Source organism: Natronorubrum marinum, from assembly GCF_052040125.1.
In the GTDB taxonomy this organism is placed as follows: Archaea; Halobacteriota; Halobacteria; order Halobacteriales; family Natrialbaceae; genus Natronorubrum.
This window is the reverse complement of the sequence record NZ_JBPPFV010000001.1, coordinates 1,047,180-1,072,663: the sequence shown is the minus strand read 5'-3', so window position 1 is coordinate 1,072,663 and position 25,484 is coordinate 1,047,180. Positions and strand designations below refer to the sequence as shown.

Sequence of the window (25,484 nt, the reverse complement as noted above, 5' to 3'; positions counted from 1 at the left end):
GGCGTGACCGCGCTATCGCACGACGCGTGTCTGACGTATCGTTTTGTGGTGGGAGTCCGAACACCCGTGCATGACAAGCCTGACCGAGGCCTACGACGGGAGCGCAGGGGAGGTGGCGAGCCCCCGGCGTCTGTACGCGGGGACGGCACTCGTCCTCGTCGGCGCGGTCTTGGCGGTCGCGGCCGTGCTCATGGCGACGACCGACCTCTGGAGCGGCTTCGCCACATCGCTCTCTCCGACCATCGACGCCCACTACGCGTCCATCCGGGTCGCCGGCGTACTCGCCGGTCTCGGGGTCCCAGCCGCACTCGTCGGCGTCTTCATCGTCCTTCCGGCCGGCCGTCGGGTCAAGGCCGCCGCGGCGATCAGCGTAAGCCTGTGCCTGCTCGGGGTCGTCCTCTTCTGGGGCGCGTACCCCCACGACTGGCGATCCTACGGCGACGACCACACGCTCCGGGTCTCCGCAATCTACCTGCTCGGTCTGTTTACAGCCCTCTGGAGCCTGTTCACCGCTGTCGTCAATTTCAAGACTCGAAACGACCCCGGCGGCGCACTCGAAATGAACGTCACCCGACACAACCAGACCGTCGTCGAAGTTACCGAATCGAACGAGTCGACCGGCCTCGGCGGCATCGGCTTTTTCGGCGGCACGCCGGACGGCGACGTCGAAACGCAGACGAACGAGCCCGAATCCGACGGCACACAACTGTCGTACGACGAATCCTCGACCGTCTCTGAATCAAAATCGCGGTCGACGACGGGAACCGGCGCCGGCGCCGGCCGTTCCAGTGGCTCGGCGCGTCCTCGAGCGCCGACCGCCGGTACCCCGACAAGCGACGGCGGGACGGCGACGTCGGATCTCTCCTCGCCGCTCGACGCCGGTGACGGCCGTGACGCCGAAATCGTCGGCTCGGAACCGGCCACGCCGAACGAACCGACGGACCAGTACTGCGGCAACTGTGGCCACTTCGAGTACGTTCGGTCGTCCGAGGGAATGGTCCCGTACTGCGGTCGCCACGACGAAGCGATGGACGACATGGACGCCTGCCGGGAGTGGACGCCGAACAACTGATTTTCCGGTCGCCGATTCGCACTCGAGGCCTTTGCTTTGTGGACGAACCGACCACTACGAACTCGTATGGCGGCTGTAACGGTCGCGAACCACCACCCGATTCGGGGCTAGAAATATCCTGCTGAACGCCGAGCTATCGCTCGGAATCGGTCGGCGGGTGTGGTACGTCGTCGTCTCTCGTCAGGGTCTTCGGCCCCCAGACCACCGTGAGAATAACAGCTAACAGTATCCAGTGGAGGTAGTAGGCAGGATCCGCGACCTCGAGCGTTTCGGCGGTGAAGTTGACCCAGCCGTGCAACAGGATGATACCGAGGATGCTCCGTGCGGTGTGGTTGTACACCCACGTGAATGCCGGCGAGAGCGCGACGATTCCGATCGTGAACAGCCAGAATCCGACCGTCCCGAATCCGACCACATCGTGCTGGAACGACCCCGGAATAAAGAACAGCGGGAGATGCCAGAGCGACCAGACGACGCCCAGAATCAGGCTGGCACTGAGCGCGGACCAGTGCAGCTGCAGCCTGTCTAACGCGTAGCCTCGCCACCCCAACTCCTCGAGGATCGGCGGGAGCGTCGCGAAGAAAAGCGCCGGCAGAATCGCCGCCGGATTCGTCCCGAACTCGGTCACTCCCTCGCCCCACACGAGCCCTGAACCGCTAAACAGCAGATCGACGGCCGCTGCGACGAGCGTCACCGCGACCGGAAGTAACAGAATAATGGCGAACCATCGGATTCCGATTCGGCGAACCTCCGTGATCCGGGCCCAGAAATCCGCCCGGCCACGCTCCCCGTAGACGAGGTAGACGAACCCGACCCCGGCAACCCCGGGTGCGGCGAGTCCCGCCAGCAGTAACAGAAGTCCCGCGGCGCTGTCGAATCGGAATCCGAAGGCGATAGCCGACAGCCAGAACAGCCAGGTCGCCCCCACCGAGACGGCGAAAAATAGCCACGGGCTTCCGGCGGCGACGGTCGTGTTACCGATCGTCCGATGCGACGTGGTGGTCATATATTCCGTACTGCGCCCACGCGGTTAACGTGCGCTACGTCTCGGCGTTACGTGGGTCCGTCTCGAGTATCGCAACCCTCGCGAGCGTCCCCAAGAGGGGGCGCGTTCAGTACGAAGCGTCGACGGACCTAGATACCGACCGCCTGCCGCCCGAGTTCGAGCCCCCACTGGGGAACCTCGTAGAGAACCGCCGCGACGAGCACCAGTTCCAGAACGGTGATGACGACCGTCACCGCGGTCGCGTGTTTGCTGCTGACCGCGACGCCGACGGGCAGTCCGAACTCTTTCTTCCAGAGCGGATAGAACAGCGCGATGCCGCGTTTGCTCCCCGCCACGTCGAGCACGTAGTGGGTCAGTACGCCGATCCAGACGTACTCGAGGTTTCCGAAGACGTACGGAAAGGCGACGAAGCCGGCCAGTACCGGAAGACTGTGTAGCGTTTTCCGGTGTTTGCCGAACGCCGTGTCGACGTCCGGAAAGAGCGCCCCGAGCGTCACCGGGACGCCGATCATGATAATGGCTCGAAACGTCTCGAGGTCGCCCGCCGGCTCGAGGAGGTAGCCTAGTCCGAGGCTCAGGAGAACGGCATTGTGAACGTGTCCCTTCTTGTTCATCTATCGCTACTGGAGACGCGACCGTCGAAAAGGTTTCTCTCGAGGACTGTCAGCGGTTCGTGTCGGTCGGTCGCGACGTGCGAGACGGGAGCGAGTCGAATCGTTCTCGTCTCGAGTTCCGGTGTCGTCGGCTCGCTCGAGGCAGCCTGTTCCGAATTCGGTTATCGTTCCGTGATCGCGAGCGCCGTAAAGAGCGCGAAGGCCGCGAACTCGGCGATTTTGGTCGACAGAGCCAGCATATCGTCTCGCAGGTGATCGATCGTCACCTCGATCACGTCGCCTTCGTCGTGGTGGCTGTGGTCGTGGTCGTCCCCGTTATGTTCGTGGCCATCGCCGTGGCTGTGATCGTCGTCCTTGTGGTCGTGGCCGTCATCGTGGCTGTGATCGTGATCATCGTCGTTGTGTTCGTGGTCGTCATCATGGCTGTGATCGTGGTCGTCATCATGGCTGTGATCGTGACCGTCACCGTTGTGGCTGTGCTCGTGTCCCAGTCCCGCATCGTCGAGTCCGAGAGCGGACTCGGTTACGCCCGCGGCGTGCCAGTCGGCGTAACCGACGATCGGCAGGAACATGACGGCCGCACCCGCCGCGTACGCCTGCGCCTCTCGAAGCAGGCCCTTTGAGTACGTGTAGATCAGAAGGAAGACGAGCAGCGAGAACGCGACGAAGGCAAACGGCAGTATCGAGACGGAGTCCCCGTTGACGAGCCAGTTGTACAGATCGACTACCCCGACCACCAGATGGACGATCGCGGTAAAGAGAGCGAGAGCACCTGCTGCAAAGACGGCGTGCTGACGGTTCATGCGCTCACTAGCCTGCTAATTCAAAAACCGGTTCTGGTCTATCCGTCGAAAACGGTCGCCGGTCGCCTGAAACTGTCGACGGAGCACGCTCTCGCGACTGGTGGACACACTCACCGACCGAGCAGACGATCACTGAGCGTCGATCGCCTCGAGCAGATCCTCGAGCGCTCGATCGACGGTCTTCGCCCGAACTTCGGCCCGGTCGCCGTCGAAGACGTACCGATTGACGACGGAAAACGAGGACTCGCTCCCCCACGGGCCGGCGTAGGCGATTCCGATGTAAACGGTTCCGACTGGGTCCTCCTCGGTGCCGCCGGTCGGCCCGGCGACGCCGGTCGTCGCGATCCCCCACGTGACGTCCGCGACGTCTCGCACGCCGCGGGCCATCTCGTGTGCGACGGGTTCGGAGACGGCCCCGTGCTCGTCGAGGGATTCGCGGCTGACGCCGAGGTGGCGCCGCTTGGCATCATAGGCGTAGGTCGTCAGTCCGGAGTCGAAGTAGTCGCTCGCGCCGGGAACGGCCGTGATCGCCGCGCCGATCAACCCGCCAGTACAGGACTCAGCGACGGCGAGCGTCTCCTCGCGGGCCCGGAGCGCGTCGGCGACGGCCATCGGCAGTTCGCGGTCGATGTCGTCGTTCATCGTACTCGAGTCGAGGCGCCGGCGACGTGTCAAAGCACGGGTTTCACGCGAGCGCACGCAGCGACGAACGGAAAGAACGACGGTCCGTGGCTCCCGTCTACCTCACATGGAGTACGAGACGCCGCTGTTCTTTCACGTCATGCAGTACGCCGACCGGGCCGACCGCGACGTCGTCGACATGGTGAGCGGGAATCCCGACTGGGAGCCGCCCCAAGCGCTCCGCGACGGGCTTCGAGAGTACGCCGACCTCGAGCCCGACCAGTTCCAGTACCCGCCGAGCGAGGGGCTGCTCGAGTTGCGCGAGGAGATCGCGGCCCGCCGGGGCGTCGACGCCGAGCAGGTGGTAATCACGAACGGCGCGGGCGAGGCGAACTACCTCGCGATGGCGCGGGCGTTAGAGCGCGACCGAGGTGACGAGGTCCTGCTAACGGATCCGGTCTACCCCTACTACCCCGGAAAGACGACGATGCTCGGCGGGACCCAGCGGTTCGTCGCGGCGGACGACGAGGGGCGACTCGATCCGGCCGACGTTCGCGAGGCCGCGAGCGAGGAGACCGCGGCGATCGTCGTCAACTCGCCGAACAACCCGACCGGGGCGGTCTATCCGGAAGAGACGGTTCGGGAACTCGTCGCCGTCGCGGAGGAGTACGACGCGATCCTCGTCAGCGACGAGGTCTACGACCACTTCGACCTCTCGGGGGAGTTCTCGAGCGCGCTCGGCGTCGACTCGGCCCACCGAATCGTCACCAACGCGTTCTCGAAGTCGATGGCGATCACCGGCGTGCGCGTGGGGTACGCGGTCTTTCCGCCCCACCTCGTCGAGAACGCCAAGAGCCGGCACATGCTGGTCAACGTCGCCACCACCCGTCCCGGCCAGTACGCGGTCCTGCAGGCCCTGCGCGAGACGGGTCCGGACTACTACGAAGCTAATCGCGACCTACTCCGGGAGCGCGTCGCGACGTTCACCGACGCCTTAGACGCCGCGGGCGCAGAGTACACCACGCCGAAGGGCTCGTTCTACGTCATGGCCCGCTTCGACGGCTATCCGGGGACGCTCGAGAACGTCGAGCGGTTGATCGACGAGGCCGGCGTCGCCGGGATGCCCGGCGAGGCGTTCGGCGACTCGCGGACGGAGTGGCTCCGATTCGCCCTCGTGACGCCGCGCGTCGAGGAGGCGGCCGAGCGGCTGGCGACCTACTTCGACTGACCCAATTGACGACCGTCGAGTTCGACGGCAAGCTACGTCAGATACAGCATCTACGACCCGTCGAAAACCGCAGTAAGTGATCGGTTCAGTACCCGCAACGGTCAGTACAGGCGGAGGCGCTATCGCTTGGTCCAGTCAGACCACGTGTGGTGGCGCGCGCTGAGCCGCGGTGAACCGATGGTGAACCGCGGCTCGAATAGGCGCGAGGGATGAGCGAGCGACTGGAAGAAGCGAGCGAATCGGGTGGGGAGGACGTGGAAATCATCGCCGCCAGCGACAGCAACACGCTTGTCCTCACTAAGTCGTCATCACAACACCCCGCTCACTAAGCACCGAAGCACACCTACAAAATCAGATCTCAACAGAGACCCCCACCCGCGCTCCGGCCGCAATACAGATACGAACGGCCGAGAGTGTTGCAGGGAGATGCTGTTCGAGGCCGTCGTCGCCGCGTTCGTCCTGACGCAGTTATGCTACGCCCTCGTCAACTGCGGGCTGCTCGGCCTGTTCGTCCGTCGACCGACGAACGAGGTCGACGAACGGACGCTCGGACGCGCCCTCGAGACGTCAGCCAGACAGCGCGAGCGACGGCCAGTCCAGGCCCGCGCCGACGGCGGCTCCGGCCCCCTCCCACCATTCGAGCAAGCCGCCGTTGCACCCGCTCTCGAGCACGGTTCCGGCCCCCGCTGTCGGCTTCCCGCCACGGAACTTCCACGGATGCACGTCCTCGTGTCGGTCGCACACGACCAGTGGGGACTCCTCGAGCGGACCCTCACGAGTGTCGCGTCCCAGAGCTATCCGGTGTCGCTCGTGCGCGTGATCGTCGCGTACGATCCTCGCGAAACGGCCGCGCCGGAACTCGAGGGCGAAATCGGCGGGGATCGACCGCCGGGGCTCGAGGTCGTGACGATCGAAACCGATCCCGATTCACTGGCGAGCGATCGGTCTCCCAACGAGTGGTGTTTCACGGGAACGGGCGTCTCGCGGGCCCACGCCCGTGCGCTCACGCAAGCCTACGATAGCCAGTCCCAGACGTTCGCGGACGACGACGTCGTCACCGTTCTCGAGGCGGGCACGCGACTCCCTGTCGACACGTTCGAACTCGCTGTTGCCGGTCTCGAGGAGTACGACATCGTACAGGCCAAGCGGACGGTCGGAAACGCCGACGACGGCGTCCTGCCGCTGCTCGAGTCGATGGCGAGTGCGGGCTGGTCGGATCTGTGCTACAAATCGAGCACGGGACCGTACCACCTCCTCGGATCCGCGTACGTCACCGAAGCGCGCGTGCTGGCCGACCTGGATCGCTGGCAGCGCGAGGCGGACGACGACGTGCCGCTCGGGGTCGCGGCGTCCCGTCGGGGCTACGATCTCGGAATCGTCGATCGGTACGCTCGAGCGCACTGCCCCACGGCTCTCGAGTCCTGGATCCGACAGAAGCGGGAGTGGACCCACGAGCCGTACCGGTATCTGTACGCGCGCGGGTGGGCCGGCCTCGAGGGCAGCCGGTTCTGGACGGGACTCTTCCTGATACAGGCGTTGGCGCTGTTATCCGTCGTCGGCATCCCTGCGGCCCTGCTCGTCGGGCTTCTGTACAGCGGGGGCGGAGCCGTCGGCTCGCTCACGGTGCCCCTTCTCGCGCTCGTCGGCTTCAACGCGCTCGTCTGGGGCTACTTGAGCGTGGTAGCCTACCGCGCGGCCTGGGACGCGCTTCCCTTCCGAAGCCGCTGGCATCAGGCGGGCTACTCGATCGTCGTCAATCCGATCACACAGGGGCTCATCCTGCTAGTACTGGCAGTTCCGACGGCGCTGGCGATTGGCGACGTCGCTCGGAGTCGCGCTCGAGGGCGACCGTGACTGGCCCGCCAAGTCGGACCGAGAGACCGACGAATACTCGTGTCGGGACGGAGAACCGGCTGGCATGAGTGGAATCGACGTCGAGCCGGTCGACGAGGAGGCCGAGGACGCTTCGAGCGGCGACGACGGCGCACACACCATCGAGGTGACGCCGACGGACTCCGTCGCGGACGACGAACGCGAGACGATCGACGTGGAGCCGTCAGACGAGCCGATCGACGGCCCCGACTACGTGCTCTACGGCGGGAAAGGGGGCGTCGGAAAGACGACGATGGCTGCGGCGACCGCCCTCGACAGCGCCCGGCGCGGGACCAGCACGCTCGTCGTCTCGACGGACCCCGCACACTCCCTCTCCGATACGTTCGAAACCGAGGTGCCGTCCGAACCCGGCCGGCTCCGCGACGATATCCCCCTCTACGCGGCCGAAATCGATCCCGAGGCCGCGATGGAACGCGGGCAGACCGCCTTTTTCGGTGGCGGGAGTGGTGGAGGAAGCGCCGGGAGGGACGACGGGAGTGCCGGCTTCGGCAGCGGTGGCAACGACGCGTTCGGCGGCAGTAATCAGGGACCGTTCGGCGGCGACTCCGACAGCGGCGGCATGGGCGGCATGGGCGGACTCGGCGACATGCTCGGCGGCGAGTCGCCCATGGACGCCATCTTCGGCGGCGCGATGCCGGGTGCCGACGAGGCCGCCGCGATGCAACTCCTCCTCGAGTACATGGACGACCCGCGATTCGAGCGCGTGGTCGTCGACACGGCGCCGACGGGCCACACCCTTCGGCTGCTCCAGCTCCCCGAACTGATGGACACGATGATGGGGCGAATCCTGAAGTTCCGCAAGCGGATGAGCGGCATGCTCGAGGGCATGAAAGGAATGTTCGGCGGCCAAGAGCCGCCCGAGGAGGACGACCTCGACGATCTGGACGAACTCCGAGACCGGATCGAACGGCTCCGAGCGGTGCTGCGCGATCCCGCGCGGACGGACTTCCGGATCGTCATGGTGCCCGAGGAGATGAGCGTCCTCGAGTCCAAACGGCTTCGCCAACAGCTCCGGGAGTTCGAGATTCCCGTCGGCACCCTCGTCGTCAACCGCGTCATGGAACCCCTCTCGGACGTCACCGACGACGTCGACGGCGAGTTCCTCCAGCCGAATCTGGACGACTGCGAGTTCTGCCAGCGGCGCTGGGACGTCCAGCAGAAGGCCCTCGCGGAGGCCCAGGACCTCTTTCGTGGCACCGACGTCCGGCGGGTTCCCCTGTTCGCCGAGGAGGTTCGCGGCGAGGGGATGCTCGAGGTCGTCGCGGCCTGTCTTCGTTGACCGGTTTCAGTACGACGCCGTCCCGGAAAACGCACCGTTTTTATCAGCGAACGATAAATAGCAACTCTATGTCAGTGCAGCTCCACCGGAAGAATTCGGTCGATACGATGCTCGAGGCGTTCGACTGGCTCAAACGGAACCCGATACTGATCCTCCTGTTTCTGATCGTCGGCTTCGTAGACGGCCTCGGTGATGAGTCGGTCACGTTCACGCTCCTCGGCTTTTTACTAACAATCGTCGCCAACGGGGTCGCTCACCGATTCGCGTTCGCCGAAGCGCGGGGCGAGTCGGCGACGATCGGCATCGAACTCGACACCGTCCTCGGACGGTTGCTGTCGCTGATCGGCGCGACCCTGATCTACGCCGTGGCGGTCACGATCGGTCTCATCCTGCTGATCATCCCCGGGATCTACCTCGGGCTTCGACTCTCCCTGGCCTTCCCTGCCATCGTGATCGACGACGAGAACGCGTTCGAAGGACTGGGGACGAGCTGGAACGTCGCCCACGGAAATCTGTTGAAGCTGCTCGGTATCACGCTGCTATCGCTCTTGGTCCTGTTCTCGACGGTGATCGTCGCCACCCTCTTCTCGGTGGACGTCGAGTCGTTCGTCTTCGTCGCCCTCGTCGGTGCGATCATCACGGCGATCGTCGGACCGATCGTCCAGTTGTCCTACGCCAGGGTCTACCTGGAGAACCGCGAACCCGCTTCGACGAGCGGAGCCGGTAGCTGGGACGATGGCCAGTCGAGCCCGGCGGGTGGTGCGCGCGACGACGGCTGGGGCGCCGGTAACGATGACGGCAGCCGGGACTTCGGTAGCGGGGGCGACGATCGAGATCTCGACGGCGGCTGGGGAACCGGCGACGACGGGGACGACGACCGGAACGCGAACTGGTAACCGAGTCGCGAGCGGTGCCCTGTTCGCAGCTACGACTCCGATCGATCCTCCGGCACGATCGTTACCGGCCGATCACTCGCGAGGATCACCGCTTGTGCGACGCTGCCGAACAGGACCTTACCGATCGGCGACTCCGTCCCGATACCGAGGACGATCACGTCGCTGTCGCGCTCGTCGGCGAACTCGAGGATCGCCTCGGCCGGCTCGCCCGTCGTCTCGTGGAGTGACCAGTCGACGTCACCGGACTCGAGAACGTCGACAGCCACCTCGACCGCGTTCGGAAGCCGCTTGAGGTTCTCGACGTTCTCTGCCATCTCCTCCGAGAAGGTCTCGGAGAACCCGCCGGCGGCCCACTCGGCGTTCGGTGCCGAAACGTCGCGGTGGACGTGTAGCACGTCGACGGTACAGTCGTCTGCAGCCGGGTTCTCGAGGATCGATTCGGCCTGTGCGCGCGCTCGAGCCTCGGTTTCGTCGACCGGGAGTAGGATGCGGTACATGGCCGTTCCTTCGGCCGCCCGAATCAAAAGTCGTCTCCCGGATCCGGCCTCGAGGTGCTGCATGGCCTCCGAACGCCGATTACGCCGTCGGCGAACCGATCCGACCCTGTCACTCCTGCATCGCCGGCTCGTCGATCGGGGGCTCGAGCTGAACCGCGTACAGCAGGAAACCGACGGCCAGGCCCATACCGGTTGCGAGCAGCCACCACGAGCCACGGTAGCCGACGGTGTCAGCGAGGTAGCCGAAGACGGGCGGGGCGACGACCGAGCCGATCACGAGCGAGAGTTGGCCGGCGGCGGTCGCACCGCCCATCTCGTCGGCCGTGACCAGCGTCGCCATGTAGGAGTAGTAGATGCCGGTGTTTCCGAGCACGAAGAAGCCGAGGGCGGAGAACGCGATAGCGGCGTTCAGCGCGCTATCGGTCGCTGCAACGACCACGAACAGGACAGCCCCCGCGACGACCTGCACGATCAGGATCGCGCCGATCCGAACCTGCGGATCGCCGGGCAGGTTGTCGCTCAGCCAGCCCGTGACGACGCGGCCGACGCTCCCGAACAGTTGGACCAGCGCGAGCACCACGCCGCCGAAGGCGACCGAGGCGCCGATATCCTCCTCGACGTAGAGGACGGTGTAGCCGGTCGTCGTGAACAGCGCGGCGCCGAGGAAAAAGCCCGCCGCGACGAGTACGCGGTACGGTCGGTTGCGCGACAGTTTTCGGAAATCCGGATACTCCGCCTGGCCGCCGCCGCTCGCGTTGCTGTAGAGCACGGCGAAGAGGAGGGCAACGACGAACCCGACACCCGCGGCGATCAGGAAGCCGGCCTGCCAGAAGAGCACGCCCGCCAACCCGGTTACGAGCAGGGCGCTGATGCCGCTGCCGGCGGTGACGCCAACCTGCTTGATTCCCAGCGCAAAGTTCTGGCGGCCCGCGGCGATGCTGTCGTAGATCGCCTTGTTCGTCCCCGGAATCGCGGAGGCGTACATCGAACCGAGGAAGAACGCAGCCGCGAGCAACAGGGCGTAGGTGGGTGCGCCGGCGACCATCACGGCACCGGTCGCCAGTCCGAGGAGTCCGAGTGTGAGCGATCGCTTCTCGCCGAAACGGTCGATCAGCGCGCCGACGGGAAGCAGACAGATCGCGTAGCCGAGCGTCAGCGCCGTCACCACGAACCCCACCGAGAACCGGGAGAGTCCGAACTCGTCACGAAAGAACGGCGTCGCCGCGAAGACCGTGTAGTAACAGATGCTCGCCGACACTTGCCACAGCGTCACGAGCGAAACCGTCCGCCAGTACGACCGATCCATCGAACGACGCGTGCTTTCTCGAGAACGCGCTTTACTGTCCCGGTGGCGGAGAGACGTACCGGCTCGTGACGCTTTGCCGTCGCACGGTTCCGACGTGAACTCGCTGCTCGCTCGTCACTCACTCGTCGCTCACTCGCCGTCCCACTCGCCACCGACGCGGTCGACGCCCATCATGTTCTCGCCCGCGTGCTCGGTGAAGACGACCTTCATGTTCTCGTCGGGGACGTCGAACGTCTCGCCGAGGTACGCCATGGCCTCGAGCGCGAACGCGCGCTTGCGTTCGAACGGCCGACCCTGCCGGATTTCGGCATCGAGAAAGAGGAGCGGCCCGTCCACCGCGCGGCCGAGGTGGAGGTCGGCCGACTCGCGGTCGCGGATCGTCACGGCGACGTGGCCGGCCGTCGTCGCCATCTCGTCGGTGTACAGTTCCGTTACTCGGTCCGCAAGCGCCGTTTTCTCGTCCCCGGTGAGCGACAGCGTCGTGTCGAACTGTAACAGCGGCATACCCGGATTTGGCCGGCCGCCGGCTTGTGAATTCCGGCGATTCGTCCGTCGTTCGAGTGGCCCACCGCTCGGATCGCGGGCCCGTAATCGGATCTTATCAACGCTCGAGTGTGCGGAAACGGCTGCTACTTGCTGGTTACTTATTGAACGGCCCGACCAAGCGGTCCGCGAAAGCCGAGTGCCGCTAACGAGACCGAACTGCGCGCTGACACCGACGGAATCACATGGCGAACTCAAAGCCCGACCACGGACTGACGAACCAGCTCTCGAACCGCGTTCGAACGGCCACGCAGCGACTGTGGGCGTACCTGTGGCGACTCAACGAGCAGACGAAGGCGTACCTCACGCTCGACGGTCCCGCAATCGTCGAGGACATGGACGGCCTCTCCGCGGAGGAACGACGTCTCGCGCGGACGGCCTTCGCGGACGGCGGTCGTGATCTCGGCGAGACCGCGGGAGACGGCCGGGACCGCGACGTCGACAGCGGTACCGACGATAGCGACACGGCAACCGAACACGGAAATATCGGCGGTACCGGCGGTGGTAACGGCGGAAACGGCGGTGATGATGACGGTGATGGAAACGAAGAATCCCCGTTCGATGTCGGCGGCTCGTACGGGCTTCGCCAGAAGATCGGCTTCGGCCTCGGCCCCGTCTTGTTCGCACTTCTTTTTCTCTCGCCGACGCCGGAGGGACTCACCCCGGAAGGGCAAGCCGTTGCCGCCGTCACCGCGTGGGTCGCCGTCTGGTGGATGTCCGAAGCGATTCCGATCCCTGCAACGTCGTTGCTTCCGATCGTGTTGTTCCCGCTGACCGGCGCGCTTCCGGCCGCGGAGACGACGCCGTCCTACGCCAATCCGCTGATCTTCCTCTTTATGGGTGGATTCTTCCTCGCGATGGCGATGCAGCGGTGGGGCCTCCACCGCCGGATCGCGCTACGAACCATCAAAGCCGTCGGGACCGAACCCTCACGGCTCATCCTCGGGTTCATGCTCGCGACGGCGTTTCTCTCGATGTGGGTCTCGAACAGCGCGACGGTAATGATGATGGTCCCCATCGCACTGGCGGTGATCTACCAGACCGCGGATCTGGTCGACAATAGCGACCTCGATATCGATACCACCGAGGGGAACTTCTCGTTCGGTATCGCACTCATGCTCTGTATTGCCTACGGTGCATCCGTTGGCGGGGTCGCGACGCTCATCGGCACGCCGCCAAACATCCTCTTTGCGGGGCAGGCTGGAGAACTCTTCGGCGAGAGCGTTAGCTTCGCCCAGTGGATGCTCTACGGCCTCCCCATCTCGGCGATCGGTCTCGTTGCAGTCTATATTCACGTCACTCGCATCGCGATGTCCCCGCAGTTCGACCAGCTCCCGATCGGTGCGGGCACGATCGATCGACAGCTCTCCGATCTCGGCTCGATGAGCAAACAGGAGCGACTGGTGCTCGTCGTCTTCGTCAGCATGGCTCTCGCCTGGATCGGTGCCAGCTTGATCGGGCAGTTCGATTCCGCTCCGGCGTTCGTTCCCGGTGCGGTAGCGCTGTTCCTCGATCCGATTTTCGCGTTCCCGATTCCGGATGACGCGGACACGGTCGTCGCCATCGGCGGTGCAATGGTACTGTTCACACTGCCGACCACGACCGAGGACGGCGAGCACACGTTCCTGCTCGACTGGAGCAACGCCGTCGACATCCCGTGGGGCGTGATCCTTCTCTTTGGCGGCGGGCTCGCGATCGCCGCCGGCTTCGGCGACACCGGCCTCGCGGCCTGGATCGGCGAACAACTGCAAGCACTCGAGGGTATCTCGATGGTGCTCATCCTGTTCTCCGTCGTCACCATGACCATCTTCCTGACCGAGGTTACCTCGAACACGGCGACGACGGCGATGTTGATGCCCATTCTCGCCGGCGTCGCGGTCGGCATCGGCGTCCACCCTTTCGGGCTGATGATCGCCGCCGCGACCGCGGCTTCGTTCGCGTTCATGCTCCCGGTCGCGACGCCGCCGAACGCGATCGTTTTCGGTAGCGGATACATTACGCTGCCCCAGATGGTTCGCGTCGGAATCGGTCTCAACGTGATTGGAATCATCCTGATCACGGCCGTCGCGCTTTTCTGGCTGCCGATCGCCTGGGGAATCGATCTCACGGCGCTGCCGACCGAGTTCGTCGAGGCCTGGGACTCGTAACGCCCAACGGTTCACTCGAGACTTCCCCTCGGGCGGCCAACAGAGTTCGGCCGCGGGACGCCACCGTTCCGCGAGATACTGGACGATGCTGCTCGGCAAAACGGGAAAATAATAACCAACGGAAACCACGTTCCGACTGACTGGGAACCGGGTGTCCGGTTGATACACTCCGCCGAGTACGTGATGGATGAGACGGTATGCCAGACCACGACACCCCAGAACGAACGCAGGCAGATGCGATCCTCGAGGCGCTCGAAGCGTCCAGTCCGGCGACGATCGCCGATCTCGCAACGGCCCTCGAGACCCATCCGGTAACCGTCGAGCGCCGCTGTCGTTCCCTCCAGCGAAACGGGCATATCCGTCAGTGCACTGGTGGGGTGTACACGCTCGTCGAGACCGACACCGACCGACAGACGACCCCCGCTGACGCTCCCGCAGACCGATACCGGCCACCGAACCCCGCCGACTGACCGCCCCCGAGCGACCGAAACCGGTCGTCCCATAGCAACGATCCCGATTATCGTCGCTCGAGATGGCGATCGTCCGCGGTTCGACGACCGCGTTCGACGTCCCGACTGCCGTCGCTGGCTGCCGACTCATCCGACAGTTCCGCTGTTGCACACTCGAGACAGTAGTAGTTGTAGTCCACTTTCCGCGTGTAGACCGGCAGCCCCGCGAACGCGTACTCCTCCCGGTAGCGCCGAACCAGTCCCCGGTCGACGCGCGAGTCACAGGCGACACAGCGTTCGTCGCAGTCCTCGTCGGGACGGACGACCCGTCGATCGACCGACCGAACGCGGCCGAACGCCGACGGCGAGTGCCGACGGTCCAGCCGTCGTCGCATTCCTGGATTGACGAAGATGCCGAAGGCGACGAGCACGAACGAGGCGACGAGCCACAGCGCCGCCAGCAACGCGTATCCGACTGCGGCGCCCTGTGTCGCACCGGCAACGATGTTCCCGGCCCCGACCAGCCCGAACAGCAGTCCGAACCCGACGAGGAGCCAGCCGGCGATGCCGTACAGGAGCGCCGAAACTCGATCCGCAACTTCGACCGCGCTCGATTGGCTGGCGGACATGACAGTGGTCGACGTTCGAGAGCCGATCGTGTAAGCGTTCCGAACGAATCGGATGACAGTTCAGACCAGTTTTCGGAGCAGCCGATAGCCCGCGTCGCGGAGGGTGTCGGGCAGGAATCGAGCGTAGACGCCGTACTGCGCGAGGGGACCGACCGGGTAGCGGGCCGGCGGCTCGGGGGTCGTCGCGGACTCGAGAATCGCCCGCGCGACGTCTTTCGGTTCGGAGGCGAACGGCCCCCCGCTGCCGCCGCCGATCAGTTGCATCTCGTCGTACAGCTCGTACAGCGTCTCGTAGGCCGGCGTGCGCTCGCTCTCCGGCAGTTCCTCGTCGACGCGGTCGGTGAAGTTCGTCTCGACGGGGCCGGGTTCGATCACGGTGACGTCGATGCCGAACTCCTCGACTTCGGCGCGCAGCGAGTCGCTCATCGCCTCGAGGGCGTGTTTCGAGCCCGCGTACGCGCCCGAGCCGGGGAACGAGATCCGGCCGACGACGCTCGAGACGTTGATGATTCGGCCGGCGCCCTGGGCGCGCATGTGGGGCAGCGCCGCGCGAACGAGTCGGTGCGGGCCGTAGACGTTGACGTCGAACTGGCGGTGGAGATCCGACGTCGAAATATCCTCCATCGGTCCCATCTGGGCGTAGCCCGCGTTGTTGACGACGCAGTCGATCGCGCCGGCGTCGTCGACGACCCGCTCGACCGCACGCGCGACCTGGTCGGGATCGGTGACGTCCAGCGCGAAGGTCATACAGCCCGCGTCCTCGAGAGCCGCGATGTCGTCCGGATTGCGCGCCGTCGCGAAGACCTGCCAGTCGTTGGCGAGGAATGCCTCGGCGGTCGCCCGCCCGATTCCCGACGAACAGCCCGTGATCAGGACGCTCTTCTTGCGCGCGTAGCGGTCCTGGTCGCTCGTCTCGTCGGTCGTGGTCTCGGATACGGTGCGGTCGCTCGCAGTAGTATCGGACGCTGAGCGGTCGTCTGTGGCGGGTTCAGACGACTGGCGGTTGGTCGCGTCCGTCTCGGTCGTAGTCGATTCGGCCTCGCGATCCTCTTCGACGACGGTGCCCTCCGGCCCATCGTCGGCTTCCTCGACGTCATCAGCGGTGGCCATACGTGACGGGTTCGAGAGACGATACCTAAGTATCGACGGTTTGTCGCGCTGAACGTACTGTTCGGTTCGGCGATTCGGTTCGGCGGGTGAGTGCGTCGTCGCGCCGGGGATGTGAGGCTCGAGCACTGTAGCGACTGGTACCGGAGCGTCGGTCGCTGTGGCGACAACGAGCGATCGATGATCGGTTCGGTGGCTCTCCTCCGACACCATTTCCCCTGGCCGAGTTCGATCGGCGAACCGACGAGATAAGTGGTCAGTATCGGTGACGTTCTCGAGCGCTAACCGAGAGCTATTCACTACCGTGGTACTATATACCACGTATGAGTGCCTCGGAAGCGACCCAACCGGTACTGGTCGCGGTCGGCAATCCCGACCGCGTCGAACAGTTGGTCCGAACGGCCGGTGATCTCGCTCGAGCGAGCGATAGTCCCGTCAAAATCGTGTCTGTCGTCGTCAAATCGCACGACTCGCCGTTTTCCGTCTACTCGGACGAGACGATTATCGATCAGTACGCGGGAAACAGTCGAAAGTTGTTGGATAGAGCGATCGCCGTCGCGCCCGGTGACGTCACCGTCGACGATGCACAGGTTGTCAGTCACTCGGTCGCCGAGGGAATCCTCGCGGCGGTCGAACAGACCGACGCGCGGGCGCTCGTCGTCGGCTGGCAGGCCCGCGGAAGCCGAACCGACGCCGTTCTCGGATCGACGATCGATCGACTCATCGAACGCGCACCGTGTGACCTCTACGTCGAACGCATCGGGCACGAGGCCAACGGCGTCGACTCGATTCTGGTTCCGGTCGCGGGCGGTCCGCACGTCCGTCCGGCGGTTCACGTCGCGACCGCGATCGCCGCGCGAAACGATGCGACCGTCCACCTGGCGTCGGTCGTCGACAGAGAGACGGATTCGACCGCGGCCGGCGAATACATCGAGCAGGCCCGGGACGCGCTCGAGGACGCCCCGGGACCACCCGTTCGGACGGAGTCGACGACCCACGCCGGCACCGACGTCGCGACGGAACTGCTCGATCTCGCCGCCGACCACGATGTCCTCGTGTTCGGCGCGACGCGTCAGGGGGCGCTTCAGCGCCGCCTCGTCGGGACGATTCCGCGGACGGTGACCCGACAGACCGACAAGACGGTCATTCTCGCTCGCGACGGAGACACCGTCGGCGGGTCAGTGCTCACCCAGATTCGACAGCTCTTGACCCCGTCGTAGCGACCGCCGATACCTCACCGTCCCCTGGCCCTGCCCACCCCTCACGCCGTTTCGTCGACTTCTCGTTTCGCCTCGTCGGCGTAGCTGTCGGCCAGTCGGACGGGTTCTGGGAGTTTGTACGACGAGGCGAGCGCGAGCGCGATATCGGCCGCGGTTTCGGGACCGACGCGGTGGCCGGGACTGACGTACAGCGGGTTGATGTACCGATCCGGGGAGTCGTACTGGCGCGTCTGGACCGCGTAGCCGATCAGGGTGCCGTCGGGACAGTCGACCCCCGAGTTAGCCTCGATGGGGACTCGAGTACCCGCCGGAAGGTTCTCCGTCTCCTCGCGCGGCGTGCCACAGAGCAAACTCTTCGCGACGCCAACGGCCGGCACGTCCCGGACGACGCCCACGTGAGTCGCGATGCCGGCCTGCCGGAAGTGGATGCGGCCGCTGCCGTCGAACAGGAAGAGGTCGGGGTCGACGGAGAGCGCCTCGAGCGCCTCGAGGATCGGTCCACCCTCGCGAAACGCGAGCAGCCCGGGGATGTAGGGGATCTCGAGCGGCGTCACCGCGTGGACGCGCTCGATCACCTCGCCGCCTCGCATCGCGACGACGGCGCTCAGGGCGCGGTCCTGGTCGCCCTCGGCGTTCGTGAGGAAAGACTGGTCGACGCCCGCGACGATCGGCGGGTCGTCGGGGCTCGAGGCGGCCTCGAGCGGGTTCGAGAGCGCCGCCGGATCGAACGCGAAGTCGTCCTCGAAGACCGCGGCATCCGCGATTTCGCGTTGGAGGGCTTCCATGTCGTCGCGCTCGAGCGAGCCGTCGGGTGCGAGGTCCGGATGAGGTGGAGTCATCAGTAGGGTCGAGTTGACGGGGAGCGAAAATCAGTTCGGGGGTTTGAGGGGAGTGCTCGAGTGTGGACAGTGAGCGATGGGGGGTTAGAACCGGCGACGACCGCCGGGGCCACCGGGACCGCCGGGTCCGCCGCCGCCGAGTTGGAGTTGACTCGGCGCGCGAACGTTCTGAGTCCGCTTGATGTACTCGCCGTAGGCCAGTCCCACGAGGAGGCCGACCAGATGCGCCGCGTGGGCGATGTTGAACGCGCCCGCGGCGCCGCCGCCGATGAAGCCGAGACTGATGATCGCGAAGCCGGCCGTCAGTATCCACAGCGGCATCGGGATCATGAAGAACAGGTAGACCCGGAGGTTCGGGTTCAGGATCGTGATGACGCCCAAGATTGCGAGCGCGGCGCCGCTGGCCCCGAGAACGCTCGAGGGATCGCCCTGGGCCATCGAGATGCCGATCTGGCCGAGTCCGGCGAGAGCGCCGCTCACGACGAACAGGATCGCCAGCTTCAGCGAGCCGACGTAACGCTCGACGAGGGGCCCGAAGAAGAAAATCACCATGCTGTTAAACACGATGTGGAAGATGCTACCGGGACTGTGTGCGAAGGTCGACGTTACCCACGTCCAGACGTATTCGGGGTGGGCGGTCGAGAGCGTGAACAGGGTGTTGTGCAGCGCAACCCCGCCGACCGTGAGCACAATCCACTGCAACAGGAACGTGATCCACATCAGCGCCAGCAGCGTGTAGGTCATGTTCCCGCGGAAGTACGCGAGCGGCCCGCCCGCGCCGGTGTTGATGGGGAGTTTGTCGGTGAGACTCGAGGCCTTCGATTTGCCCCCACCGCCGTTTACGGAGTCGTCGAAGCCGCTGTCGAAGACGCCGTCGGGGTCGTTCCAGTTCTGGAGCCCCGTACAGTCGTGGTTCTCCGGCAGTCGGTGTTCACCACAGTAGGTGCCTCCGCAGTGCCGACAGTTGTAGGGCATGCTTTCGTCTTTCCCACACACGTCGCACTTCGCCATTGATCGGGGGTATGTGTGGCACCGCTAAGGGATTTGGGGTTCGTCCCTCGCACTGAATCGCGGCGCGAATGGCGGGCTTACGCCCGTTCTCACGACAGTTTTCCGTCCCTAACAGTTCGATCGGGCTAGCAGTCCCAGCTCGAACTATCAGTTACAGCTCGAACCCCGTCCGGATCATCGTTCGACCGAACGCCGTCGAATCCGATCGGCTCGAAGACGGTCGAGACGAGGCGGCGGCTCACCCTGGTAGGGACGAACTGTACATTTTTGGCCTCCCACCCCGGATATCGAGGCGTGCAAGCATACGAGCGCAAGCAGCTGCTCGAGCGGGTCGAGCGCGAGGGCGCGACCGTCGGCGCGGACATCCCCGAGACGATCACCGTCCAGGGCGAGGCGATCGACCTCCGGACGTTCGTCTTCGAGATCAAGCGCCGCGAGACGGTCCCAACCGGCGAGCGCGACCGCGTCGAGCGGGCGAAGAAGAACCTGCGCCGCGAACGGAACGACCGCCTCGAGGCCATCGAGGAAGAAGACATCTCCCGCGCGGAAGGCGAGGACCTCGCCCAGAGTATCATCGGGATCGATCGGGCGCTGAACGCCTTAGAGAGCCTCGGACCGACCGACCTCGAGCGTGAGCAAAAGGCTCAGCAAGCCGCCGATCGAAAGCGCTGGATGTCGTTCCTGAAGCAGGCCCTCGGCGACGACGACGCCGGCAGTCGGGGGGGACGATAATGGCGACCAACGCCGAAATCGCCGGCCGATTCGAGGAGTTCGCCGACCTACTCGCGGCCGACGACGTCGAGTACAAACCGCGCGCCTACCGACGCGCGGCCGAGAACATCCAGGCCCACCCCGTTCCGATCGGAGATCGGGTCGAAGCGGGAGACGAGGAGATTCTCGAGGAGATCGACGGCGTCGGCGACGCCATCGCGTCGAAGGTCGTCGAGTACGTCCAGACGGGGCAGATCGAGGAACTCGAGGAGCTCCGCGCGGAGCTGCCGATCGACATCGCCGACATCACCAGAATCGAAGGCGTCGGCCCGAAGACCGCGGGGAAACTCTACCGCGAACTCGGGGTGCAGACGTTAGACGACCTCGAGGAAGCCGCCGAGGCCGGCGAGATTCGGGAAATCAAGGGGTTCGGCCCGAAGACGGAGGAGAACATCCGAGAGGGAATCGAGTTCGCCCGCGAGGTCGGCCAGCGCCAACTGCTGGGCGAGGCCCGTCCGCTCGCGGACGACGTGCTCGCCTTTCTCGAGGGGCTCGAGGCCGTCGAGCGCTGCGAGGTCGCCGGCTCGATCCGACGCTGGCGCGAGACGATCGGCGACGTGGACGCCCTCGTCGCGACCGAGCGGAACGAGGACGTGATCGAGGCGTTCGTCGATTGGGACTCCGTCGACAGCGAGATCGAGTCCGGGCCCGAGAAGGCGAGCATCCGCGTCGGCGAGATCCGGGTCGATCTCCGGGTCGTCGTCCCCGAGGAGTTCGGCTCCGCGCTGCAGTACTTCACGGGGAGCAAGGACCACAACGTCCGGCTTCGCAACTACGCGATCGCCCGCGACATGAAGTTAAACGAGTACGGCGCGTTCGACGTGAGTGACGTCGACGACCCCGAATCCGACCAGCGCGTCGGCGAGCGCGTCGCCGGCGAGACCGAGGAAGGCATGTACGAAGCCCTCGGCCTCCCGTGGATTCCGCCGGAACTCCGCGAGGATCGGGGCGAGATCGCCGCCGCCGAGAACGACGAACTACCCGACCTCATCACTCGAGAGGATATCCGCGGGGATCTGCACTCCCACACCGAGTGGTCGGACGGCAACACGAGCATCGAAGCGATGGTCGACGCCGCCGCGGAGTTGGGCTACGAGTTCTACGGCGTCGCGGACCACGCCAAAGGCCCCGGAATCGTCGGCGGGATGGGACTCTCGGACACCGAGATTCTCGAGCAGGTCGAGGGGATCCGAGAGGTCGCCGCTGCGAGCGAGATCGAGATCCTCGCGGGGATCGAAGCCAACGTCGACGCCGACGGCGAGATCGGCCTCACTGAGGAGGTGATCGAGGCGCTGGACGTGATCGTCGCCTCGCCACATAGCGCCCTCGATCAGGACGCCGAGACGGCCACCGAACGGCTCGTCCGCGCGATCGAGAACCCCGCCGTCGACGTGCTGGGCCACCCCAGCGGTCGCTTGCTCAACGAGCGCTCCGGACTGGAGTTCGACGCGCGGCGGCTCGGCAAGGCTGCCGCGGAACACGACACCGCCCTCGAGGTCAACGCCAACCCGCGCCGTCTCGACCTCTGGGGGAGCGCCGTCCAGGCCGCCCTCGAGGAGGGTGCACCCATCTCGATCAACACCGACGCCCACCAGCCGGCGACGCTCGAGTACATGCGCTGGGGCGTCCACACTGCCCGTCGCGGCTGGGCCGAGCCTGCCGACGTGATCAACACGTGGGACCTCGAGGAGTTACACGAATTCCTGCACTGATTGCCGATCCGTACCGACCCAAACCGTTTCAGGTCTCGACGCCGAACGCTTCGGAGGCCATGCCGAACGATACCAACCATCTCGACCGAGCGGGAAAACAGGCGGCCTACATCACGAACGAGTGGAGCGACGACCCCGCGATCATGCAGACCCAGGCGCTGTGTTACGTCGGAATCCAACTCGAGCGAATCGCGGACGCCCTCGAGGAGGAGCAGTGACTCGAATACGCGGCCCTCAATAGACGGAAACGTCGTCGAACCGACCGTCGTAGGCGATGTGATTCGGATGCGTCGGCTCGGTTCCCGAGAGGAAGAGTCGATCGACCTTCTCCCAGGTGTTCTCGTAACAGAGGTGGGCGAGTTCGACTGCGGCCGTTCGCCATCGTCGGCTGCCGGTGTGGTGGGCGACGCGTCGGGGAACGCCGTCCGCGAGCGCACTCACGAGGTCGGCCTCGGCGTCGATCTCGGTCTCGAACGCGGTATAAGCGACACCGATCGTGCTCGGGAGATGGGCGTACGACGACGCAAACGGCGGGAGATCGAACAGGCTAGCCAGCTCGCGTGCCCGCCGATTGTGCGACGGGAGGTGCTTCGGATTGAAGATCTCGACCGCGTCGATGGCGTCTCGATACCGACGGAGGTCCGCTTCGGTGAGGCCCACCGTTGCGAACTCCGGATGCGGAGCCAACACGGCGGCCCCCTGTCGCTCGAACTCCGCCATCGCGGCCTCGAGCGGGATGAAGTCCGGCACCGGCTCCTCGAGACCGAGCGCCAGGACGTGTTTTCGATCGCGCCACGAGCCGGCGAACACCTCCCGTGCGGGGACGACCAGCAGGTCCTCGCTCGAGAAGCGATCCGCTCGGCGCCGAATCTCCGGTAATCGGGTGAAATGCGGCGCGTAGACGATGGCATCGAGGCCGGCGTCAATCGCTCGATCGACGACCGACTCGTCGAGCACCTTCACGTGACAGTCGACTCGACTCTCCACAGCGGTACCCTCGCTCACGACAGCCTCTTTCGGGACGCTCGAGTTATGAATTCTGATTTGGCGGCCGGCCGACGCTCTCCTTGATGACGGTGACGATCGGTTCGACCGATTCGTCGGGCTCGAGTGCGAGGAGGAGCGCGTCGTCGACCAATAGACTCGCCACAGTTTCAGGACGTCCATCGACGCCGTGTTGTACTCACAGAACGATCGAATTGATCGGAAACGGTGTTCTGGACGGCACGGCGGACGTGGTCGGCGTCGAAGGCGGAGAGCGCCGAGTGATTCGTAGCGAGCATAGCATCTCCTGGAACCGACGTATCGAAGCCCTATCTGGTGTGGTGCGCGAGAGACGGCGCCCCTCAGTCCTGGCTGCGAAAAGATCATTAGGCCGGCCGCTCGATAGTTTCAGTGAGAGTGAATGGCCTGGGAATGCGGCATCGACGGCTGCGGAGCGGTGTTCGAGGACGTCGAATCAACCGTCGTCCATCAGGCGACGGAACACGAGCGACGGGAGTGTAAGGTCTGTGGCACCGTCGTTCCGGACGGCTACCTCGCGATCCGACACGCCTTCACCGAGCACAGTCGCGCCGAATACGTTCGCGCCTACGGCGCGAACTCCGAAGACGTTCGCAACCGCGAGGAACTGTTAGAGGAGATCGAAGACGTCGCGAACATGCAGACGATCGCGACGGAACTCAAGCGGTAGCGGGTGCCGATCCGTCGAACGATGGGCGGTGTGCACCGCTCGACAGCCGTTCGGTTTTAGGGGCCTTGTTGAAACCCTCAATCGGTGATAGGTTTCGGCGGTCGTGCTGAATATAGAGGATTAGTGCAGCACATTGATTTCGTTTGTTTCACGCCAAAAGCGGTGAACCGTCCGCTCACTACACGTGCATATCGACCATGAGCGGCGACAGCTATTACTGCAGAAAACTCACCTTGTAAAAGATCAGAAGAACTTTGAATATATAGTCAGAAATATTCCTTATGCCTTCCGAAATCCATGATCATACGTCCCAAACAAAGTTGATCCAGCTGATTTTCTGGACGGTCGTTTTTTCTGCGCTTGTGAGCGCATCACTAGGATATAACTTCTTAGTCACTTTGATCCTTGCCATCCTCAGTGGATCGGTTATAGCTGGTATGATCTTCATATCGGTTATCGGCCGTTAAACGTGTGGCCTGTACTGAGCGATCACCACCTCCGCAAATCAAGCCGAATCTCGTGTCACATTCGTGCCCTGTATTCAGCACGCTGTTTATGTCAACTGTGGAGGGTTTCAACAGAGCCGTTTTAGGGTATACCGACCACCTCGAAGAAATAGCGGGAAGCGTCCTCTCACGCCTTCGCCTTCATGAGTTCTTCCGTTGCGGGGAGGACGTCGAGTTGCTGGAGGAAGTCCAAATTGTCGGACTCTTCCCACCGTTCGACGATCGTACCATCTTCGAGTCGCATGAGGATCATGTTCGACCCTTTGACCCGTTTGCCTGTCGGTTCGAATCCGGCGAACGGGCCTTCGTTCGTCCCATCGAACGTAAACCGAACGAAGACCTTGTCGTCCTCAGCGATCAGTTCCTCAATCGTCACTGTCGCGTCGGGAAATGCCTCGCGGGCGGCTTCGACGTGTCGGACGAACCCTTCGAATCCTCTCGCTTCCTCGGGCGTGAGCGTCTCGTCCGAGACGGGATCGTGGTTGACAACGTTCTCCGCGATCAGTTCGTCAAGCAGTTCGATCCGCCCCTCGTTGAAGGCTTCTTCGTAGTACTGTCGCACTACCTCTTTGTTCTCCGCTGGAGTAGCCATCGCCAATTCACCACGAACCATACGCTTCGTAACATGATGAATTAGCCTGAAAAATTTAGAGAAGATCCGGCTATCCAGAGCATTTCAGAGAACGCTATCGTTCGATACGTAACCTGTACTGAACGGATCAGGTCACAATCGAAAACACGGACGTGCCTCTTCGAAAGAGATCTCAGAAGAGCGTTCGTCCGAATTCGGCACGCGAATCCTGTCGCCCCAGAACCATCGCCGGAATCGGCACCGTCGCACTCCTCAATTGTACTGCGTCGGATTCGATCACGGCGTTCGCACCGCTCCTTGCAAACTGTAGTATAAAACTCACTCGGCGCTTTGCGCCGAGTGAACCGACTCACTACCGTTCGTCGGAATATTCAGCGCGGCCTCGCCGCGCTGACTGCTTGACGAGCGTGTTAGCGCTCGTCACTGTCCAGCACGCGAATCTGGTCGCCACGAACCGTCACCGGAATCGGGACCGTCGCCTCGTACAGTTCAACGGTCACCTGATCCTTGCCCTCGTCGATGCGCTGGACCTGGGCCTTCTCGCCCTTGAAGGGGCCAGCGATGAGTTCGACGATGTCTCCCTCGGCGATCCCCTCGACGTCCGGCTTGGGCGAGAGGAAGTGCTCGACCTCCGAGATGTCGGATTCGCCGGGCACGATGCTCCGGGCATGGGGAATGTCCTCGAGGACGCGGTTCAACACGGCGTTGCCCTCGGCTTCGACCATCACGTAGGAGGTCAGCGAATCGGGGGCGAGTGCGGCGTGGATTTCGGGCTCCTCGCGGTTGATGATCATGTCTGCTACGGTGCGCTCTTGACTCGCCGTCGTCTTGACTGCGAAGATTCCCATCAGAGACCACCAGTCAACAGGATCATGATGCCTCCGATGAGGAAGCCCATCAGCCCGATGAGCAGAATACCTGCGCCGGCGATCTTCGATACCTGAAGGAACTCCTCAGTCGTGGGTGTCGTTGCCATCTTCAACACCCGAACGTACGAGGTCAGGTCGTACGGAACGTCCATGTCTGTCTGTTCACACTGGGGCGTCTTTT

The 25,484-nt window shown here is 64.5% G+C and carries 27 protein-coding genes; 12 read left to right on the top strand and 15 right to left on the bottom strand.

The features are described from left to right. Positions 1-70: 70 nt before the first annotated feature. A complete protein-coding gene (locus ACSFC5_RS05375) occupies positions 71-1,072 on the top strand; it encodes a cell division protein CdpA domain-containing protein (protein WP_440764214.1) in 1,002 nt (333 codons plus the stop codon). Between the two features lie 133 nt (positions 1,073-1,205). On the opposite strand, the gene ACSFC5_RS05370 is transcribed toward ACSFC5_RS05375, so the two are convergent. The 4 genes from ACSFC5_RS05370 to ACSFC5_RS05355 all read right to left on the bottom strand — a co-directional run bounded on the left by ACSFC5_RS05370 (position 1,206) and on the right by ACSFC5_RS05355 (position 4,137). Next, the gene (locus tag ACSFC5_RS05370) at positions 1,206-2,078 is read right to left on the bottom strand and encodes a CPBP family glutamic-type intramembrane protease (RefSeq protein WP_440764213.1); all 873 of its coding nucleotides are present in this window, start codon (positions 2,076-2,078) and stop codon (positions 1,206-1,208) included. Between the two features lie 128 nt (positions 2,079-2,206). Beyond that, entirely contained in the window at positions 2,207-2,692 is a 486-nt protein-coding gene (locus tag ACSFC5_RS05365) for a metal-dependent hydrolase (RefSeq protein ID WP_440764212.1), read from the bottom strand. 161 nt (positions 2,693-2,853) lie between these two features. Then, positions 2,854-3,495 carry a hypothetical protein gene (locus ACSFC5_RS05360; protein ID WP_440764211.1) on the bottom strand — a complete coding sequence of 214 codons (642 nt, stop codon included), beginning with the start codon at positions 3,493-3,495 and terminating at the stop codon, positions 2,854-2,856. A gap of 129 nt (positions 3,496-3,624) precedes the next feature. Further along, on the bottom strand, positions 3,625-4,137 hold the full coding sequence (locus ACSFC5_RS05355) for a CinA family protein (RefSeq protein ID WP_440764210.1): 513 nt from the start codon (positions 4,135-4,137) through the stop codon (positions 3,625-3,627). 106 nt (positions 4,138-4,243) lie between these two features. On the opposite strand from ACSFC5_RS05355, the gene ACSFC5_RS05350 reads away from it, so the two are divergent. The 4 genes from ACSFC5_RS05350 to ACSFC5_RS05335 all read left to right on the top strand — a co-directional run bounded on the left by ACSFC5_RS05350 (position 4,244) and on the right by ACSFC5_RS05335 (position 9,412). Continuing rightward, a complete protein-coding gene (locus ACSFC5_RS05350; RefSeq protein WP_440764209.1) occupies positions 4,244-5,344 on the top strand; it encodes a pyridoxal phosphate-dependent aminotransferase in 1,101 nt (366 codons plus the stop codon). Positions 5,345-5,770: 426 nt separating this feature from the next. Beyond that, positions 5,771-7,198 carry a glycosyltransferase family 2 protein gene (locus tag ACSFC5_RS05345; RefSeq protein ID WP_440764208.1) on the top strand — a complete coding sequence of 476 codons (1,428 nt, stop codon included), beginning with the start codon at positions 5,771-5,773 and terminating at the stop codon, positions 7,196-7,198. Between the two features lie 64 nt (positions 7,199-7,262). Continuing rightward, positions 7,263-8,516, top strand: coding sequence for an ArsA family ATPase (locus tag ACSFC5_RS05340; RefSeq protein ID WP_440764207.1), 1,254 nt, complete (start codon positions 7,263-7,265; stop codon positions 8,514-8,516). Between the two features lie 68 nt (positions 8,517-8,584). Next, the gene (locus tag ACSFC5_RS05335; RefSeq protein ID WP_440764206.1) at positions 8,585-9,412 is read left to right on the top strand and encodes a DUF7847 domain-containing protein; all 828 of its coding nucleotides are present in this window, start codon (positions 8,585-8,587) and stop codon (positions 9,410-9,412) included. A 29-nt stretch (positions 9,413-9,441) separates the two neighbouring features. Here the strand turns inward: ACSFC5_RS05335 and ACSFC5_RS05330 are convergent, their stop codons facing one another. The 3 genes from ACSFC5_RS05330 to ACSFC5_RS05320 all read right to left on the bottom strand — a co-directional run bounded on the left by ACSFC5_RS05330 (position 9,442) and on the right by ACSFC5_RS05320 (position 11,719). Then, positions 9,442-9,909, bottom strand: a complete 468-nt coding sequence (locus ACSFC5_RS05330; RefSeq protein ID WP_440764205.1) for a universal stress protein — start codon at positions 9,907-9,909, stop codon at positions 9,442-9,444. 109 nt (positions 9,910-10,018) lie between these two features. Then, positions 10,019-11,215 (bottom strand): MFS transporter, encoded by a 1,197-nt coding sequence (locus ACSFC5_RS05325; RefSeq protein WP_440764204.1) that lies wholly within the window; start codon positions 11,213-11,215, stop codon positions 10,019-10,021. 129 nt (positions 11,216-11,344) lie between these two features. Next, positions 11,345-11,719 carry a tautomerase family protein gene (locus tag ACSFC5_RS05320; protein WP_440764203.1) on the bottom strand — a complete coding sequence of 125 codons (375 nt, stop codon included), beginning with the start codon at positions 11,717-11,719 and terminating at the stop codon, positions 11,345-11,347. 224 nt (positions 11,720-11,943) lie between these two features. Between ACSFC5_RS05320 and ACSFC5_RS05315 the strand changes: the two genes are divergently transcribed. Together ACSFC5_RS05315 and ACSFC5_RS05310 are read left to right on the top strand one after the other, a co-directional pair. Further along, positions 11,944-13,905, top strand: a complete 1,962-nt coding sequence (locus ACSFC5_RS05315) for an SLC13 family permease (protein WP_440764202.1) — start codon at positions 11,944-11,946, stop codon at positions 13,903-13,905. A 197-nt stretch (positions 13,906-14,102) separates the two neighbouring features. Next, the gene (locus ACSFC5_RS05310) at positions 14,103-14,375 is read left to right on the top strand and encodes a helix-turn-helix domain-containing protein (RefSeq protein WP_440764201.1); all 273 of its coding nucleotides are present in this window, start codon (positions 14,103-14,105) and stop codon (positions 14,373-14,375) included. 47 nt (positions 14,376-14,422) lie between these two features. Here ACSFC5_RS05310 and ACSFC5_RS05305 read toward each other — a convergent pair whose 3' ends face one another. Both ACSFC5_RS05305 and ACSFC5_RS05300 read right to left on the bottom strand, forming a co-directional pair. Beyond that, on the bottom strand, positions 14,423-14,983 hold the full coding sequence (locus tag ACSFC5_RS05305) for a DUF8108 domain-containing protein (RefSeq protein ID WP_440764200.1): 561 nt from the start codon (positions 14,981-14,983) through the stop codon (positions 14,423-14,425). A 60-nt stretch (positions 14,984-15,043) separates the two neighbouring features. Continuing rightward, complete coding sequence (locus tag ACSFC5_RS05300) at positions 15,044-16,093, bottom strand: SDR family oxidoreductase (RefSeq protein ID WP_440764199.1); 1,050 nt, start codon at positions 16,091-16,093, stop codon at positions 15,044-15,046. 320 nt (positions 16,094-16,413) lie between these two features. Here ACSFC5_RS05300 and ACSFC5_RS05295 point away from each other — a divergent pair, with 320 nt between their 5' ends. Then, positions 16,414-17,310: a universal stress protein gene (locus tag ACSFC5_RS05295; RefSeq protein WP_440764198.1), complete on the top strand. Its 897-nt coding sequence runs from the start codon at positions 16,414-16,416 to the stop codon at positions 17,308-17,310. A gap of 41 nt (positions 17,311-17,351) precedes the next feature. Here ACSFC5_RS05295 and ACSFC5_RS05290 read toward each other — a convergent pair whose 3' ends face one another. Both ACSFC5_RS05290 and ACSFC5_RS05285 read right to left on the bottom strand, forming a co-directional pair. Then, complete coding sequence (locus ACSFC5_RS05290; protein ID WP_440764197.1) at positions 17,352-18,149, bottom strand: endonuclease V; 798 nt, start codon at positions 18,147-18,149, stop codon at positions 17,352-17,354. A gap of 84 nt (positions 18,150-18,233) precedes the next feature. Then, entirely contained in the window at positions 18,234-19,160 is a 927-nt protein-coding gene (locus ACSFC5_RS05285; protein WP_440764196.1) for a rhomboid family intramembrane serine protease, read from the bottom strand. Positions 19,161-19,454: 294 nt separating this feature from the next. On the opposite strand from ACSFC5_RS05285, the gene ACSFC5_RS05280 reads away from it, so the two are divergent. From ACSFC5_RS05280 to ACSFC5_RS05270, 3 genes are read left to right on the top strand one after another with little or no spacing between them, the layout of a single operon-like run. After that, the gene (locus tag ACSFC5_RS05280; protein WP_440764195.1) at positions 19,455-19,892 is read left to right on the top strand and encodes a DUF5788 family protein; all 438 of its coding nucleotides are present in this window, start codon (positions 19,455-19,457) and stop codon (positions 19,890-19,892) included. Beyond that, the gene (polX, locus tag ACSFC5_RS05275) at positions 19,892-21,643 is read left to right on the top strand and encodes a DNA polymerase/3'-5' exonuclease PolX (RefSeq protein WP_440764194.1); all 1,752 of its coding nucleotides are present in this window, start codon (positions 19,892-19,894) and stop codon (positions 21,641-21,643) included. The genes ACSFC5_RS05280 and polX overlap by 1 nt, the downstream gene beginning before the upstream one ends. 59 nt (positions 21,644-21,702) lie before the next feature. Beyond that, positions 21,703-21,861, top strand: a complete 159-nt coding sequence (locus tag ACSFC5_RS05270; protein WP_440764193.1) for a hypothetical protein — start codon at positions 21,703-21,705, stop codon at positions 21,859-21,861. 16 nt (positions 21,862-21,877) lie between these two features. On the opposite strand, the gene ACSFC5_RS05265 is transcribed toward ACSFC5_RS05270, so the two are convergent. After that, positions 21,878-22,648, bottom strand: coding sequence for a PHP-associated domain-containing protein (locus ACSFC5_RS05265; protein ID WP_440764192.1), 771 nt, complete (start codon positions 22,646-22,648; stop codon positions 21,878-21,880). 400 nt (positions 22,649-23,048) lie between these two features. Here ACSFC5_RS05265 and ACSFC5_RS05260 point away from each other — a divergent pair, with 400 nt between their 5' ends. Then, entirely contained in the window at positions 23,049-23,336 is a 288-nt protein-coding gene (locus ACSFC5_RS05260) for a DUF7565 family protein (protein ID WP_440764191.1), read from the top strand. 633 nt (positions 23,337-23,969) lie between these two features. On the opposite strand, the gene ACSFC5_RS05255 is transcribed toward ACSFC5_RS05260, so the two are convergent. The 3 genes from ACSFC5_RS05255 to ACSFC5_RS05245 all read right to left on the bottom strand — a co-directional run bounded on the left by ACSFC5_RS05255 (position 23,970) and on the right by ACSFC5_RS05245 (position 25,455). Then, the gene (locus ACSFC5_RS05255; RefSeq protein ID WP_440764190.1) at positions 23,970-24,434 is read right to left on the bottom strand and encodes an ester cyclase; all 465 of its coding nucleotides are present in this window, start codon (positions 24,432-24,434) and stop codon (positions 23,970-23,972) included. A 410-nt stretch (positions 24,435-24,844) separates the two neighbouring features. Beyond that, positions 24,845-25,282: a transcription elongation factor Spt5 gene (locus ACSFC5_RS05250; RefSeq protein WP_004217006.1), complete on the bottom strand. Its 438-nt coding sequence runs from the start codon at positions 25,280-25,282 to the stop codon at positions 24,845-24,847. Then, positions 25,282-25,455, bottom strand: coding sequence for a protein translocase SEC61 complex subunit gamma (locus ACSFC5_RS05245; RefSeq protein ID WP_440764189.1), 174 nt, complete (start codon positions 25,453-25,455; stop codon positions 25,282-25,284). The genes ACSFC5_RS05250 and ACSFC5_RS05245 overlap by 1 nt, the downstream gene beginning before the upstream one ends. Positions 25,456-25,484: the final 29 nt, after the last annotated feature.